The sequence below is a fragment of the Flavobacterium sp. HNIBRBA15423 genome, from assembly GCF_052655965.1.
In genome coordinates this window covers 336,297-352,721 of the sequence record NZ_CP199751.1, presented here as the reverse complement: position 1 = coordinate 352,721, position 16,425 = coordinate 336,297, and the positions used below count along the sequence as shown (strand labels likewise).

Here is a 16,425-nt window from a genome sequence, read left to right as displayed (position 1 = left end):
AATACTTTATTATTTAACAATTTCTTCACATTGTATAATATCACATTAATAAATAAAAAAAATACATAAAATTTTTTTATTTAGATACCAATTGGTATCTTTACATATGAGAAAACCACAATATACAAAAGAAAAAATCATCAAAGAATCTAGTATACTCTTTAATACAAAAGGATATAAAACAACTTCTTTAAGTGATATTACAAATGCAACTGGTTTTACAAAAGGCGCTATTTATAAACATTTTGAAAACAAAGATGTTTTAGAAATGGAAGCATTTGAAAACATGTTTAAACAAATAACAAAAACATTACTTTTAAAAATAAAAAAAGAAAACAATTCAAAAAACAAACTATTTGCGATTTTAGATTTTTTTGAAACGTATATAACTCATCCATTTATAAAAGGTGGTTGCCCTATACTCAATGTTGCTATTGAATTTGACAACACAAACTCTCCTTTAAAAGACAAAGGACGAATTGGCATTAAATATTTAAAAGATAGTGTAATAAAAATTATTACTAATGGTAAAAAACATAACCAAATTGACCCAAATTTAAATGAAGAGAACTTCGCAATATTATTTATAGCATCTATTGAAGGTTCGATAATGATGAGTAATCTTAACAATAATAGTAAGGATATAAATATTGTCTCTAATTTTTTAAGAAAATACATTGAAGAAAAAATCATTTTATAAAAAAATTTAACTTAAAAAATACCGATTGGTATCTATAGTATGAAAAAATTAATAATAAAAATCACTCAAAAATCAATAGGATTATATTTTAACACTCTTGCAATTTTAAACTCAAAACTTCTGGAAAAAAAAGGGTTTGAATTATTTTGCAATCCTATGACAAAACCATTAGAAAAACATCAATTAGATTTTTTAGAAAAAGGGAAATCTTCAATTATAATGCATGACAACATTACTATACAAACATACAAATGGGGAAATGGCTCAAAAAAAGTGTTACTAATACATGGCTGGGCTAGTCATACTTTTAGATGGAAATCATATATAAAAACTTTATTAAAAAATGACTTTACAGTTTATGCTTTTGATGCTCCTGCTCATGGCCTATCAACAGGAAAAATGCTTAATCTTGTTTTATATAGTAAAATAATTGATCTTATGATAATAAAAAACAATGATATAGAAAGTATAATTAGTCATTCAATAGGGGGTTTTGCAACAACATTTTGGTTGTATGAAAATAAAAAAAACAGTTCAAATGTTAAAAATGTTGTTATTATGGGTGCACCTGGTGAAGCAAAAGATTTTTTTGATTTCTACAGAAATATATTAAGTTTATCAACAAAATCAACACAAACAATCATGAAAAGTTTTGCTGATTTTTTAGGGTATGAACCAAGTTATTTTTCTTCATCAAAATTTGCTTTAGAAATGGATAAAAATTGTTTAATAATACATGATAAAAAAGACAAGGATACAAATCCAAAATATTCAATTGAATTAAATAAAAACTGGAGAAATAGTAAATTAATTTTAACTGAAGGCTTAGGTCATAATTTAAAGAGTACAGAATTGGAAGAAAAAGTGATACAATTCATTTCAAATTAAGAAGCATAAACCACTCCAGAAGAATGGTCAAATTTAGCTCCAGTTACTGAAGCCAATACATTAATCTCATCTCTTAATTTCAGAACACCTAAAAAACCGAATATTAAAGCTTCTTTAAATTGAATAATGTTGTCACTTGGTATAATCAAGTCAACATTTGGTAAATAATATCTAATTCTTTCCAATAAAAAATCATTATATGAACCACCACCCGTGATTAGCATATTTTTAGCATCATGAGAAAGAGAAAGACCAATTTGATAAGCAATATGTTCTACAAAAGTTCTAAGTATGCCTTCAACAGAAATTGCATAAGAATTTATTATTGGAAAAATAATCTCATTAACAAACTCCATTCCTAATGACTTTGGAAAATCTTGACTGTAATAAACTAATGCATTTAATTCATTAAACAAATCTTTATTTACATTACCTGTTTTTGAAATATTCCCTTTATCATCATAAGCAAATCCTAATTTATTAGAATAAAAATTCAAAACTGTATTTACTGGAGAAATGTCATAAGCAAGTCTACAATTTCCTTGTTCAAATGATATATTAGAAAAACCACCTAAATTTAAACAATAGTTATATTCAGAAAAAAGTAATCGATCTCCAATAGGTACAAGAGGTGCTCCTTGACCACCAAAATCGACATCTTGTACTCTAAAATCACACACAACTGGCAAATTTAAAAGTGAAGCTATTTTTCGCAAATTACCAATTTGTAAAGTATAACCTTTTTCTGGTTGGTGTAAAATAGTATGTCCATGACTACAAACTGCATCAATAGCCTCTATTTTGTATTTAGCAATAAACTCTAAAATTATAGTGCTTAATAAAGTAGTGTATTCTTCATTAATAGTAGCCAAATTCTCTACAGACAAATTAATGGCTCCCATAAGTTTTCCCAACCACTCGTTAGTATAAGGAATAGTTTCGCAGTTAAGAATTTGAAAACTCCAATTGTCCCTTTTTCGAAAAGAAATATAAGCCAAATCAACTCCGTCAAGCGAAGTACCAGACATCACACCGATAACGTTGTAGTTTTCTTTAAACATGGGTTAAAATTACAAATAGTTATTGAAAAATAAGCAATAAATACCTACATTTGATGCGAAATTAAAAATAATTAAATAGTATATCAAATAATATGGATTTTAAACTAACCGAAGAACAAATAATGATTCAACAAGCTGCGAGAGATTTCGCTCAAACTGAATTATTACCTGGAGTTATTGAAAGAGACGAACACTCAATTTTTCCAACAGAGCAAGTAAAAATGATGGCAGAACTTGGCTTTTTAGGAATGATGGTAGATCCAAAATATGGAGGTGCTGGTTTAGACAGCGTATCTTATGTACTTGCAATGGAAGAAATTGCAAAAATCGATGCATCAGCTGCAGTAATTATGTCTGTAAACAATTCTTTGGTTTGTGCAGGAATAGAAAAATATTGTAATGAAGAGCAAAAACAAAAATATTTAGTTCCATTAGCAAAAGGAGAAGTAATAGGAGCATTTTGTCTATCTGAACCAGAAGCTGGCTCAGATGCAACTTCTCAGAAAACTACTGCTATTGATAAAGGAGATTATTACTTATTGAATGGTACAAAAAACTGGATTACAAATGGTGGTACAGCATCAACATATGTAGTCATTGCGCAAACTGATATTGAAAAAGGCCATAAAGGAATCAATGCATTTTTAGTAGAAAAAGGATGGGAAGGTTTTTCAATTGGACCAAAAGAAAAAAAGATGGGAATTAGAGGATCAGATACACATTCATTAATGTTTTCTGATGTAAAAGTTCCTAAAGAAAACAGAATAGGGGCTGATGGTTTCGGGTTTAATTTTGCTATGGCAGTATTAAACGGAGGAAGAATAGGAATTGCCTCACAGGCTTTGGGTATAGCTCAAGGTGCTTACGAATTAGCATTAAAATATGCTCAAGAAAGAATAGCATTTAAAAAACCAATTATTCAACATCAAGCAATTGCATTTAAATTGGCAGATATGCATGTTCAAATTACTGCAGCTAGAATGTTATGTTTTAAAGCTGCTTTTGAAAAAGATAATGGAGAAGATATTTCTCATTCTGGTGCTATGGCAAAATTATTCGCTTCAGAAACAGCAATGAATACTACAATTGAAGCTGTGCAAATACATGGAGGTAATGGTTATGTAAATGAATATCATGTAGAAAGAATGATGCGTGATGCAAAGATCACTCAAATTTATGAAGGAACATCAGAAATACAAAGAATTGTAATTTCAAGAGGCTTAACAAAGTAATTAATAGTAAAATAAGCATATAAAAGAGCTCAATTTTAAAATTGGGCTCTTTTTTTATTACTTTTAAATAAAAATGCTATTCAATAATTGGAAAGAAAATCTTGAACCCATAATTAAAAAGTATAAGAGTAAAAAGCATCCATTACTTTATCAAAATTTATATCAACTTTTAATTATGGTAATTTTATCTGCACAAGATTCAGATACTAACATAAATAAAGTAACAATTCCATTCTTTAAAAAATATCCTGATATAGATTCTCTTTCCAAATCATCAATTGAAGAAATAACAACCTATATATCAAAAGTTAAAAACTTTAAGAGTAAAGCCAATTGGATACTAGAAACCGCAACTATTTTAAAATCAAATGAAAATATTCCAAATAAATTAAAAGATTTAATAAACTTAAAAGGAATTGGAAGAAAATCAGCAAATGTAATTTTAAGAGAAAATAAGATGCAAGCTGAAGGAATAATTGTTGATTTACATGTAATAAGAGTAGTTCCAAGAATTGGATTAACTCCAAAATACAAAAATGGTAACAAAATTGAAAAAATATTAATGCAGGAACTTCCATATGAAATTTGGAATGATATAGGCATGGCATTTTCATTTTTAGGTAGAGAAATTTGTAGACCAATAAACCCAAAATGTAATCTTTGCCCAATAAACATTGATTGCGAATATTACAAAAACAATAATCATTGATTATATTTTTTATCTATCAAGACTTACCAATTAACTAGATTTATTTAATTCCAAAATTACTTTTCCTCTTTAGAATAATATAGTTTTTGTACTTCCATTTTAGGGCAAGACAACATTAATATTAAAACAAAAAACCCTCATCAATTAAATGATGAGGGTTTTTAAAAGAAAGGCGACGACATACTCTCCCACAAGATTGCAGTACCATCTGCGCAGTCGGGCTTAACTTCTCTGTTCGGAATGGGAAGAGGTGAGCCCCGACGCAATAATCACCTTAAGTTTTAAGTCTAAAGTCGATTGTCATAAAGTCTAAAGTTTCCTTTTTAACTTTGGACTTTCGTCTTTAAGACTGCAACTTCGTTGCAAATATCTTAACATACTGAGACAAGAAAATAATTAATATAGAAAGTTTCTTCCCGAGTCTTGCGACTCGGGATGACGTACATAAGCTTACGGGTTATTAGTACTACTCGACTATGACATTACTGCCTTTACATCTATAGCCTATCAACCTAGTCATCTTCTAGGACCCTTAAAAGAAATCTCATCTTGTGGTGGGTTTCGCGCTTATATGCTTTCAGCGCTTATCCCTTCCAAACGTAGCTACTCTGCAGTGCTCCTGGCGGAACAACAGATACACCAGAGGTTTGTCCAATTCGGTCCTCTCGTACTAGAATCAGATCCACTCAAATTTCTAACGCCCACAGTAGATAGAGACCGAACTGTCTCACGACGTTCTGAACCCAGCTCGCGTGCCACTTTAATGGGCGAACAGCCCAACCCTTGGGACCTTCTCCAGCCCCAGGATGTGACGAGCCGACATCGAGGTGCCAAACCCCCCCGTCGATATGAGCTCTTGGGGGAGATCAGCCTGTTATCCCCGGCGTACCTTTTATCCTTTGAGCGATGGCCCTTCCATGCGGAACCACCGGATCACTATGCTCTACTTTCGTACCTGATCGACCTGTATGTCTCTCAGTCAAGCTCCCTTATACCATTGCACTCTACGCACGGTTACCAAGCGTGCTGAGGGAACCTTTAGAAGCCTCCGTTACTCTTTTGGAGGCGACCACCCCAGTCAAACTACCCACCAAACAATGTCCCCCACAATCGCGGGGTTAGGCCTCAGACAAGCAAAGGGTGGTATTTCAACAATGACTCCACAACGCCTAGCGACGCCACTTCATAGTCTCCCACCTATCCTACACATCACGTGTCCAAGGTCAATATTAAGCTATAGTAAAGGTGCACAGGGTCTTTTCGTCCCACTGCGGGTAATCGGCATCTTCACCGATACTACAATTTCACCGAGCTCATGGCTGAGACAGTGTCCAGATCGTTACACCATTCGTGCAGGTCGGAACTTACCCGACAAGGAATTTCGCTACCTTAGGACCGTTATAGTTACGGCCGCCGTTTACTGGGGCTTCAATTCAATGCTTCTCCGAAGATAACATCTCCTCTTAACCTTCCAGCACCGGGCAGGTGTCAGGCCCTATACTTCATCTTACGATTTTGCAGAGCCCTGTGTTTTTGATAAACAGTCGCCTGGACCTTTTCACTGCGGCCCCGATTGCTCGGGGCGACCTTTCTCCCGAAGTTACAGGTCTATTTTGCCTAATTCCTTAGCCATGAATCTCTCGAGCACCTTAGGATTCTCTCCTCAACTACCTGTGTCGGTTTACGGTACGGGTACTTATAATCTAAGTTTAGAAACTTTTCTTGGAAGCCCTTAGGCACACTATCCCTTTGTCCGAAGACTCCGAGTACTATCGTATTTCACCATTCTCTACGGATTTGCCTATAGAGAATATAGTTAGGTACTTCAACGAACTATTCCGTCAGTTCGCGGTGCTTTCATCACTCCGTCATTCCATCACAACTATAAGTAGTACGGGAATATTAACCCGTTGGCCATCGACTGTTCCTTTCGGATTCGCCTTAGGACCCGACTAACCCTCAGCTGATTAGCATAGCTGAGGAAACCTTAGTTTTTCGGTGTGCGGGTTTCTCGCCCGCATTATCGTTACTTATGCCTACATTTTCTTTTCTAAACAGTCCAGCAATACTCACATATCACCTTCAACCCAGTTTAGAATGCTCCCCTACCACTCCTTAGAGTCCATAGCTTCGGTAGTATACTTATGCCCGATTATTATCCATGCTCGTCCGCTCGACTAGTGAGCTGTTACGCACTCTTTAAATGAATGGCTGCTTCCAAGCCAACATCCTAGCTGTCTATGCAGACAAACCGCGTTTTTTCAACTTAGTATACATTTGGGGACCTTAGCTGATGGTCTGGGTTCTTTCCCTCTCGGACATGGACCTTAGCACCCATGCCCTCACTGCTGAGCATCATTATATAGCATTCGGAGTTTGTCAGGAATTGGTAGGTGGTGAAACCCCCGCATCCAATCAGTAGCTCTACCTCTATATAACTAATTCAGCGCTGCACCTAAATGCATTTCGGGGAGTACGAGCTATTTCCGAGTTTGATTGGCCTTTCACCCCTACCCACAGGTCATCCCAAGACTTTTCAACGTCAACGGGTTCGGACCTCCACTTTGGGTTAACAAAGCTTCATCCTGCCCATGGGTAGATCACACGGTTTCGCGTCTACCATTACTGACTATAGCGCCCTATTCAGACTCGCTTTCGCTACGGATCCATACCTGAAGTACTTATCCTTGCCAGCAACGGTAACTCGTAGGCTCATTATGCAAAAGGCACGCCGTCACCCCACGAAAGGGCTCCGACCGCTTGTAAGCGTATGGTTTCAGGATCTATTTCACTCCGTTATTCACGGTTCTTTTCACCTTTCCCTCACGGTACTGGTTCACTATCGGTCTCTCAGGAGTATTTAGCCTTAGCGGATGGTCCCGCCAGATTCACACAGGGTTTCACGTGCCCCGCGCTACTCAGGATACTGCTATCTATATCTTCTATTACCTATACGGGACTATCACCCTCTTTGGTTAACCTTTCCAGGTTATTCTAATTCTATCCGCATAGAATATCGCAGTCCTACAACCCCAAAATTGCCGTAACAACTTTGGTTTGGGCTAATCCGCGTTCGCTCGCCACTACTTACGGAATCACTTTTGTTTTCTTCTCCTCCGCCTACTTAGATGTTTCAGTTCAGCGGGTTTGCCCCCTATCGGGTACTATGTCTTCAACATAGTGGGTTGCCCCATTCGGATATCTACGGATCAATTCGTGTGTGCCAATCCCCGTAGCTTTTCGCAGCTTATCACGTCCTTCATCGCCTCTGAGAGCCTAGGCATTCCCCATACGCCCTTATTTTGCTTATTGTACTTTTTTATAAACAATCCACTTGCGTAGACTGCCCAAAATTTGTGCTTTCTATTATATTTTTAATTTTCTTTTCTCAATATGTCAATGAACTTCTTTCGCTTCTAGCGAATCGTGGAGAATATCGGAGTCGAACCGATGACCTCCTGCGTGCAAGGCAGGCGCTCTAGCCAGCTGAGCTAATCCCCCAATTTAAATTCAGAATTATGAATTCAGAATGATGAATTGTGAATCCCAACTTCTAGAATTTCCTTTAAAACTTAAAATAAGTAGTCCCGGGCAGACTCGAACTGCCGACCCCTACATTATCAGTGTAGTACTCTAACCAGCTGAGCTACGAGACTCTGTATTTTTAGCTTCTTTAAATCTTGAACTAACAGCGAGAGTAAAATCAAATATCTTAAAATTATCCTTATCTTTCTCTAGAAAGGAGGTGTTCCAGCCGCACCTTCCGGTACGGCTACCTTGTTACGACTTAGCCCTAGTTACTAGTTTTACCCTAGGCAGCTCCTTACGGTCACCGACTTCAGGCACCCCCAGCTTCCATGGCTTGACGGGCGGTGTGTACAAGGCCCGGGAACGTATTCACCGGATCATGGCTGATATCCGATTACTAGCGATTCCAGCTTCACGGAGTCGAGTTGCAGACTCCGATCCGAACTGAGACCGGTTTTAAAGATTCGCATCCTATCACTAGGTAGCTGCCCTCTGTACCGGCCATTGTAGCACGTGTGTGGCCCAGGACGTAAGGGCCGTGATGATTTGACGTCATCCCCACCTTCCTCGCGGTTTGCACCGGCAGTCTCGTTAGAGTTCCCGACATCACTCGCTGGCAACTAACGACAGGGGTTGCGCTCGTTATAGGACTTAACCTGACACCTCACGGCACGAGCTGACGACAACCATGCAGCACCTTGAAAGACGTCCGAAGAAAAATCTGTTTCCAAATCTGTCGTCTCCCATTTAAGCCCTGGTAAGGTTCCTCGCGTATCATCGAATTAAACCACATGCTCCACCGCTTGTGCGGGCCCCCGTCAATTCCTTTGAGTTTCACACTTGCGTGCGTACTCCCCAGGTGGGATACTTATCACTTTCGCTTAGCCACTCAATCCGAAAATCGAACAGCTAGTATCCATCGTTTACGGCGTGGACTACCAGGGTATCTAATCCTGTTCGCTACCCACGCTTTCGTCCATCAGCGTCAATCGTTTGTTAGTAACCTGCCTTCGCAATTGGTATTCCATGTAATATCTAAGCATTTCACCGCTACACTACATATTCTAGTTACTTCACAAAAATTCAAGCCCTACAGTATCAATGGCAGTTTCCTAGTTGAGCTAGGAGATTTCACCACTGACTTATAAGGCCGCCTACGGACCCTTTAAACCCAATGATTCCGGATAACGCTTGGATCCTCCGTATTACCGCGGCTGCTGGCACGGAGTTAGCCGATCCTTATTCCTACAGTACCGTCAAGTCTCTACACGTAGAGATGTTTCTTCCTGTATAAAAGCAGTTTACAACCCATAGGGCCGTCTTCCTGCACGCGGCATGGCTGGATCAGGCTTGCGCCCATTGTCCAATATTCCTCACTGCTGCCTCCCGTAGGAGTCTGGTCCGTGTCTCAGTACCAGTGTGGGGGATCTCCCTCTCAGGACCCCTACCCATCATTGTCTTGGTAAGCCGTTACCTTACCAACTAACTAATGGGACGCATGCTCATCTTGTACCGTTGGAACTTTAATTATAAAATGATGCCATTTCATAATACCATGAGGTATTAATCCAAATTTCTCTGGGCTATCCCTCTGTACAAGGTAGATTGCATACGCGTTACGCACCCGTGCGCCGGTCTCAAAGTTGCAAGCAACTCCTACCCCTCGACTTGCATGTGTTAGGCCTGCCGCTAGCGTTCATCCTGAGCCAGGATCAAACTCTTCATCGTATATTTTTAATTTTGTACGATAAGCTAACTTTAATTCTATTTGCTTTACTCTCTTAAATTTTACAATCTAAATCCGAAGATTTAAATCGTGCTGTCAATCCAATATGTCTATGAACGTGTCTTCTTATGTTTCGCTTGTTTCTCAAAGCGGGTGCAAAAGTACAACTTCTTTTTTATCTGGCAAGCTTTTTTGAAAAAATTTTTAATCTTTTTTCGCAATCACTAAACCTCAATATATTTTATGAACGTTGCCCTATTTGCGGGTCGCAAAGGTAAATCCTTTATTTGATTCTGACAAACTTTTTTTGAGAAATTTTTTCCCTTTTTTTTATCAGTCGATAACTCTCATTATCGTAATCAATATTTGTATGAACTTCCCTGTTAATGCGGGTGCAAAAGTAATCCTTTTTTTGAATCTGACAAACTTTTTTGAAAAAAAATTTTCTTTTTTTTGTCTTCTCAATAACTCGCGTTATTTATTCAAAATGTAATAAGAACTTTGCTTCATTGCGGGTGCAAAACTAATACCTTTTTGTTACAATCCTAACCTTTTTATAACTATTTTTTAATCTTTTTTTCTTTCAATTGATTTTGAAGAACTTACATTCTTAAAAAAAAGAACATAGAGGAAAAATGAAAGAAAATAGAGAAATCAAACATATACTACATATGAAGGAGTAATCGGTTTACGTCTTCTGAAATAGCTCTCTCCTAATATAGCCCTGATTGGAGTGGCATCCTTTTTATTTTATCCAAAATAAAAAGATAGAACGAAAAGCAGGAATAATAGTCTCTTAAATTATAAATTAAGTGCTGCTTAATATTAACTAATCGAATCGAATCGCTTTAACTGGTGATATCTTTGTAATTATATAAGAAGGAATAAGTAATACAAGTAAACAAATTAATATGGTTCCAATGTTAAGTAACAATATATAACCTATATTTATATCAACTGGTGCTTCGCTAACATAATAGTTTTCTGGATCGAGTTTTATAATTCCAAAATATTTTTGCAACAAGAGAAACGAAATAGCTATTCCATTTCCCCATAACAGTCCTCTTATTATCAAATGAGCTGCATTATATAAAAATATTTTTCTGATATTCCAATTACTTGCACCAACAGCTTTTAGAATACCAATCATTTGTGTACGTTCTAAAATAAGAACTAACAATGCTACAATCATATTAATAGTAGAAACAATAATCATAACTATAAGTATTACTACTATATTAAAATCGAAAAGTTTGAGCCATTCGAAAATACTGTAGTATTTATCTAAAATGGTTATACTATTATATGTAGGAGGAATTTCTTTATATATTTCTTTACCCTTTTGCTCTATTTGAGAAAAATCATTTAAAAAAACCTCAAAAGAACCAACTTCATCGTTATTCCATTTATTAATTTTTTGAATATGCCTTAAATCTCCTAGTATAAAATTAGAATCGAATTCTTGAAATCCTGAATTAAAAATTCCAACTATTTTAAAACTTCTTAAATTATAGCCTTGGTTATCTGCTTTTATAAAATAGGTTCTACAAATATCATTCAGTTTTAAATTTAGTCTTTCTGCAAGATATTTAGAGATTATAACATCATCTGTTAATTTAGAATTCAAATTAGGAATAACACCTTCTATTATATATTCCTTTATATTATCCCAATTATAATCTTCACCTACTCCTTTAAAGATAATCCCTTCTACTGTTTCTTCGGTACGAATCATAGCTCCTTTTGTAGCTACAGCTTGAATATGTTCAATTCCAGAAACTAATGTGAAATTTGGATAAAAACTTTGTTTGGTAGAAATAGGAACTGTGCTAACCTGCGATTGATTATCGTCGTGATTAGAAATAATAACATGACCATTAAAAGCAGAAACTTTTTCTCGAATTTTTTTTTGTAAACCAATACCCGTAGCTATAGAAATAATCATCATTATTACTCCTATTGCAATTGCTATTATTGCAATTTTAATAATTGGCGAAGAAACACTACTTTTATCGTTTTTAGTAGTAACTAGTCTTTTAGCTATAAAATATTCTAAATTCAAATTGTTTATGCTTAGTAAATTGGTGTTCAAAAATACATTTTTATTCTTGGTTTTATTGATTTTTTCTTGCGGAAATTCTGTAAAGAACAGAGAAAAAAAAGAAGAGAACCTAGAAACTACGATTTCATTAAAAAAACCTGCTCCAAAAGAAATTAAAACTGGAGCTGATAATTACGAAACCTACTTGCCTTTATTGATTAATAAAAAAATTGGAATTGTAACAAATCAATCTGGAATATTAAAAGATGGAATGCATGTAGTTGATTTTTTGATTTCAAAACAAATAACTCTTCAAAAAATATTTGCCCCAGAACATGGTTTTAGAGGAACTGCTGATGCAGGTGAAGTAGTTAAAGATGGAAAAGATTTAAAAACTGATTTACCTATAATTTCTTTATATGGTAATAATAAAAAACCAAAATCTGAACAATTAACCGATATTGATGTTTTGGTTTTTGATTTACAAGATGTAGGTTCTCGATTTTACACTTATATATCTTCTTTACATTATATTATGGAAGCTTGTGCTGAAAACAATATTCAACTTATTATTTTAGACAGACCAAATCCAAATGGAAATATTATTGATGGACCGATTTTAGAAGAAGAACACCATAGCTTCGTAGGCATGCACACTATTCCTGTCTTACATGGTATGACTATAGGAGAATATGCAAAAATGATTAATGGGCAGAAATGGTTAAAGAATGGCATTCAATGTAGATTAACTATAATTCCTTGTCAAAATTACAATAGAACACTATTTTATGATTTACCTGTAAAACCTTCTCCTAATTTACCTAATGCACAATCCATTAACTTATATGCGAGTTTATGTTTTTTTGAAGGCACTAATATAAGCGTAGGTCGAGGAACTGAATTGCAATTTCAAATATATGGCTCTCCTTATTTACCAAAAAGCAACTTTAGTTTTACACCTAAACCAAATAACGGAGCAAAAGAACCTTTGTATAATGGAAAACTTTGCTATGGAGAAGATTTAACCCAAATTAAAAAAGTAACACAACTTGAGTTAAAGTGGTTGATAAAAGCTTACAACCAAACCACAGACAAATCGAAGTTCTTTAATTCTTTTTTTACCAAATTAGCTGGAACCAAAAAATTACAAGAACAAATTGAAAAAGGAGTTTCTGAAAACGAAATTAGATCATCTTGGGTAAAAGGATTAAACGAATTTAAGGAAATGAGGAAGAAATATTTAATTTATGAGTAAAAGAAATAGATAAAATATTTTAGTAATCTAAAATTAAGTCTATAAAGGCAATTTCTCTTTCATTTTCTCTACAATGTTATAAGCAGCTGGACAAATAACTACATTCTTTAAAGTTAAATCCGAAATTTGTTGAAACTTTTTCCTATCTGTATGAGGAAATTCTCGACACGCTTTTGGCCTTACATCATAAATGAAACACTTGTTATCATTTTCTAGAAAAGTACATGGTAGACTTTGCAACACATAATCATTATCTTCATCAATCCGCAAATATTGATCTATAAACTGTTGAGGCTTTTGTCTAAAATGTTTTGAAATTCGTTCAATATCAGCCGAAGTAAACAAAGGCCCAGTAGTTTTACAACAATTAGCACATTCTAAGCAATCTGTCTTTTTAAATTCTGCTTCATGCAAATCTTGCATTATATAATCTAAATTTTTAGGCGCCTTCTTTTTTAGCTTATCGAAATACTTTTTGTTTTCGTTATGCTTATCTTTGGCTAGTTTTTCTAGTTCGTTTAATTGAGGTTTCAAGTTTAAAATTTAAAGTTGAATCACAAAGGTAAGCAACTTGAAACTTCGAATCAGAAATTTTAATTAAAAAATGAAAGACCTTTTCGGAAAAGCAATATTGGATTACCTAACAAATAATTCTCCTGAAGACCTTATTACAGAAACTTCAATTAGTGAAGCTGACGAAATGAGTGTTTCCTATTTGTTTCGTGATTTTAAAGATATGCCAAAATTGGAACAAAAAGCATTACAAATTATCAAAGGGAAGGTTTTAGATATTGGTTGTGGTGCTGGAAGTCATGCCTTGTATTTACAAAAAAAGGGATTTGACGTTACTGGAATTGATATTTCAGCTAATGCGATTGAAGCCTGTAGATTGAGAGGCTTGCAACATGCAATGGTTCAGAATATTTTAGATTTTAAGACTTCTGAAAAATATGATACGATTCTTTTATTAATGAATGGAACTGGAATTTTTGGAACTTTAGCAAATATTTCAACTCATTTAAAAAAACTAAAATCACTCTTAACAGAAAAAGGGCAAATCTTAATTGATTCTTCTGACATTATTTATATGTTTGACCAAGATGAAGATGGTGCATATGAAATACCTGCGACAGGTTATTATGGAGAATTAACATTTACTATTCAATATAAAGGTGAAACAGAAGATTTTTTTCCTTGGTTGTATTTAGATTATAATACTTTGCAAAATGCTTGCTTTGCTAATGAACTGAAATGTGAATTGATAAAAGAAGGCAACCATTTTGATTATTTAGCCAAGTTAACATTATAAATTTGAATGAAAAAATTCCAAAACTCAATTACAGTTCAATTGAATTTTGGAATTTAATTAAAAATAACAATAAATAATTATTGCATATATTTCATCATTAAGCCTTGTAGTTCTGTACCCCATTCTTGAGCAGCAGTCATATTTTTCTTAGTCAACTCACTTGCTTTTTCAGTTATTTTTTTTCCTACTGGAGACTCATAGAATTTAAGCATTTGTTTAACTTCGTCATGAGTATAAGTTTCCATGTAAACTTTTGCCATTTTATCATATAATGACGGTAATGATGCATCAAACTCTTTAGAAAAATCAGCTCTTTTTTCTTCAGAAATACTTCCCATTACTTGCTCTTTGGCTAATTCCATTTGTGCTCCAGAACCAGAAGCTTTAAGAACTTTTAAAACATCAGCCTTAAAAGCGTCTTGAGCCATTCCAAATTGTGATACTAAGATTATAACTACAGTTAAAATTAATTTTTTCATTTTTTGTTTTTTAAGTTATTATTTAAGGAATATTCAAATATTTATGTGTCTGCAAGGAAATCCTCCATTTAGGGTTATTCATTACATAATCTACAATAAGTGGAGTCATTTCTTCTTTTTTACTCCATTCTGGTTGTAAAAACAAAACCGCTCTTGAGTTTACTTTTGATGCTTGTTCTTCTGCAAATTGGAAATCATGCTTATTATAAATGATTACTTTTAATTCATTTGCTATATCATAAGCTCCTTGGACTGGCAATTTCATTTTTTTTGGTGATAAACAAAACCAATCCCAATCACCTGTTACAGGATATGCTCCAGAAGTTTCAATATGTACATTTAATCCTTCCGCTTTTAAACGAGAGGTTATTAAAGACATGTCCCATGTTAAAGGTTCTCCTCCTGTTATTACAACTGTTTCAGAGTATTTTTTTGCATTAGCAACAATAATATCTGTACTTGTTGGAGGATGCAAATCTGCATTCCAACTTTCTTTGACATCACACCAATGACAACCAACATCGCAACCACCTATTCTTATAAAATAAGCAGCTTTTCCAGTATGGTATCCTTCACCTTGAATTGTATAAAATTCTTCCATTAAAGGCAACATTTCACCTTTATCAACTGCTAATTGGATTTCTTTTTCTAACATTATAATTAAAATAGTCTGCAAAGGTAAGGAAAAACAATTCAAATCTTTCTTTTTTTAAACACTTCACAATCAACTCATTTTAACATTTTTATTAATTGCCATATCAATGAAAATATTTACATTTGCACCGCTATTTAACCATATTATTATGAGATCTCTTTATGTGCTTTTGCTAATAAGCTATGCTTGTTTTGGCCAAGTAGGTATTGGTACCAATACTCCCAATTCTTCATCATTATTAGAAATATCAAGTACTGACAAAACTTTTGTCCCTCCAAGAATGACAAATGCACAAATGTTAGCCATTCCAAATCCATTAATTTCATCAATCGTTTATAACACCACTTTTAACTCCTTATATATTTATAATTCATTCGGGTGGAAAAACATGTTAGAAACTGATAACTCAAATCTAATTTGTAAAAAAAGTGGAGGTTCACTTACCGTTTCCAATAATACCTATTACAATTTTCCATTGGATAACTCACATGTGCAAGCACAAAATATTTCCACCTATGAAATTATATCAAATGGAAAAATCAGAATAAAAGAAAATGGCATTTATATGGTAGGTGCTCAATTATCTGTCAACAATATGCCTAGCGGCACAAAGTCTTATTCTATTGCCGTTTTTAAAAATGGTACTTTAATTGGTTTACTAAATAAAAACGAAACTGCACAATCTTCAACTGATTATTGGGGTACAAGTGGAATAATGACTTTTAGTTTTTCAATTAATGATGAAATTGACATAAAATATCTAATTAACAATAATACTTCCTTAAGTCTAGTTTTTGTGGCTTTTAGCTTTGTTAAAATAAATTAAAAAAAAAATAAAAAAA

12 protein-coding genes, 2 tRNA genes and 3 rRNA genes are annotated in these 16,425 nt (G+C 34.3%); 7 read left to right on the top strand and 10 right to left on the bottom strand.

Annotated elements, in window-relative coordinates:
• Positions 1-106: 106 nt before the first annotated feature.
• Both ACULEV_RS01490 and ACULEV_RS01485 read left to right on the top strand, forming a co-directional pair.
• A complete protein-coding gene (locus ACULEV_RS01490; protein ID WP_445456921.1) occupies positions 107-700 on the top strand; it encodes a TetR/AcrR family transcriptional regulator in 594 nt (197 codons plus the stop codon).
• A gap of 39 nt (positions 701-739) precedes the next feature.
• Positions 740-1,588, top strand: a complete 849-nt coding sequence (locus ACULEV_RS01485; RefSeq protein WP_445456920.1) for an alpha/beta hydrolase — start codon at positions 740-742, stop codon at positions 1,586-1,588.
• Here ACULEV_RS01485 and ACULEV_RS01480 read toward each other — a convergent pair.
• Positions 1,585-2,649, bottom strand: a complete 1,065-nt coding sequence (locus ACULEV_RS01480) for an anhydro-N-acetylmuramic acid kinase (protein ID WP_445456919.1) — start codon at positions 2,647-2,649, stop codon at positions 1,585-1,587. The two genes, ACULEV_RS01485 and ACULEV_RS01480, sit on opposite strands and share 4 nt — an antisense overlap.
• A gap of 92 nt (positions 2,650-2,741) precedes the next feature.
• On the opposite strand from ACULEV_RS01480, the gene ACULEV_RS01475 reads away from it, so the two are divergent.
• Positions 2,742-3,881: an acyl-CoA dehydrogenase gene (locus ACULEV_RS01475; protein ID WP_445456918.1), complete on the top strand. Its 1,140-nt coding sequence runs from the start codon at positions 2,742-2,744 to the stop codon at positions 3,879-3,881.
• A 73-nt stretch (positions 3,882-3,954) separates the two neighbouring features.
• Positions 3,955-4,590, top strand: a complete 636-nt coding sequence (locus ACULEV_RS01470) for an endonuclease III domain-containing protein (RefSeq protein WP_445456917.1) — start codon at positions 3,955-3,957, stop codon at positions 4,588-4,590.
• 167 nt (positions 4,591-4,757) lie between these two features.
• Here the strand turns inward: ACULEV_RS01470 and rrf are convergent.
• The 6 genes from rrf to ACULEV_RS01440 form a co-directional block, all read right to left on the bottom strand.
• Positions 4,758-4,867: ribosomal RNA gene (gene rrf / locus ACULEV_RS01465) — 5S ribosomal RNA — on the bottom strand.
• A 163-nt stretch (positions 4,868-5,030) separates the two neighbouring features.
• A 23S ribosomal RNA gene (locus ACULEV_RS01460) occupies positions 5,031-7,902 on the bottom strand.
• Positions 7,903-8,017: 115 nt separating this feature from the next.
• A tRNA-Ala gene (locus tag ACULEV_RS01455) sits at positions 8,018-8,091 on the bottom strand.
• 81 nt (positions 8,092-8,172) lie between these two features.
• Positions 8,173-8,246, bottom strand: a tRNA-Ile gene (locus tag ACULEV_RS01450).
• An 82-nt stretch (positions 8,247-8,328) separates the two neighbouring features.
• Positions 8,329-9,846: ribosomal RNA gene (locus tag ACULEV_RS01445) — 16S ribosomal RNA — on the bottom strand.
• The 16S, 23S and 5S rRNA genes sit together here with 2 tRNA genes alongside, the layout of an rRNA operon.
• Before the next feature lie 827 nt (positions 9,847-10,673).
• The gene (locus tag ACULEV_RS01440) at positions 10,674-11,906 is read right to left on the bottom strand and encodes an ABC transporter permease (RefSeq protein WP_445458505.1); all 1,233 of its coding nucleotides are present in this window, start codon (positions 11,904-11,906) and stop codon (positions 10,674-10,676) included.
• Positions 11,907-11,913: 7 nt separating this feature from the next.
• Between ACULEV_RS01440 and ACULEV_RS01435 the strand changes: the two genes are divergently transcribed.
• Entirely contained in the window at positions 11,914-13,140 is a 1,227-nt protein-coding gene (locus ACULEV_RS01435; RefSeq protein ID WP_445456916.1) for an exo-beta-N-acetylmuramidase NamZ family protein, read from the top strand.
• Between the two features lie 39 nt (positions 13,141-13,179).
• On the opposite strand, the gene ACULEV_RS01430 is transcribed toward ACULEV_RS01435, so the two are convergent.
• Positions 13,180-13,674 (bottom strand): YkgJ family cysteine cluster protein, encoded by a 495-nt coding sequence (locus ACULEV_RS01430; RefSeq protein ID WP_445456915.1) that lies wholly within the window; start codon positions 13,672-13,674, stop codon positions 13,180-13,182.
• 70 nt (positions 13,675-13,744) lie between these two features.
• On the opposite strand from ACULEV_RS01430, the gene ACULEV_RS01425 reads away from it, so the two are divergent.
• A complete protein-coding gene (locus tag ACULEV_RS01425; RefSeq protein WP_445456914.1) occupies positions 13,745-14,449 on the top strand; it encodes a class I SAM-dependent methyltransferase in 705 nt (234 codons plus the stop codon).
• A 77-nt stretch (positions 14,450-14,526) separates the two neighbouring features.
• Here ACULEV_RS01425 and ACULEV_RS01420 read toward each other — a convergent pair whose 3' ends face one another.
• On the bottom strand, positions 14,527-14,928 hold the full coding sequence (locus tag ACULEV_RS01420; protein WP_445456913.1) for a DUF2059 domain-containing protein: 402 nt from the start codon (positions 14,926-14,928) through the stop codon (positions 14,527-14,529).
• A 22-nt stretch (positions 14,929-14,950) separates the two neighbouring features.
• Complete coding sequence (locus ACULEV_RS01415; RefSeq protein ID WP_445456912.1) at positions 14,951-15,583, bottom strand: 7-carboxy-7-deazaguanine synthase QueE; 633 nt, start codon at positions 15,581-15,583, stop codon at positions 14,951-14,953.
• A gap of 148 nt (positions 15,584-15,731) precedes the next feature.
• Here ACULEV_RS01415 and ACULEV_RS01410 point away from each other — a divergent pair, with 148 nt between their 5' ends.
• Positions 15,732-16,409, top strand: a complete 678-nt coding sequence (locus ACULEV_RS01410) for a hypothetical protein (protein WP_445456911.1) — start codon at positions 15,732-15,734, stop codon at positions 16,407-16,409.
• Positions 16,410-16,425 lie beyond the last annotated feature (16 nt).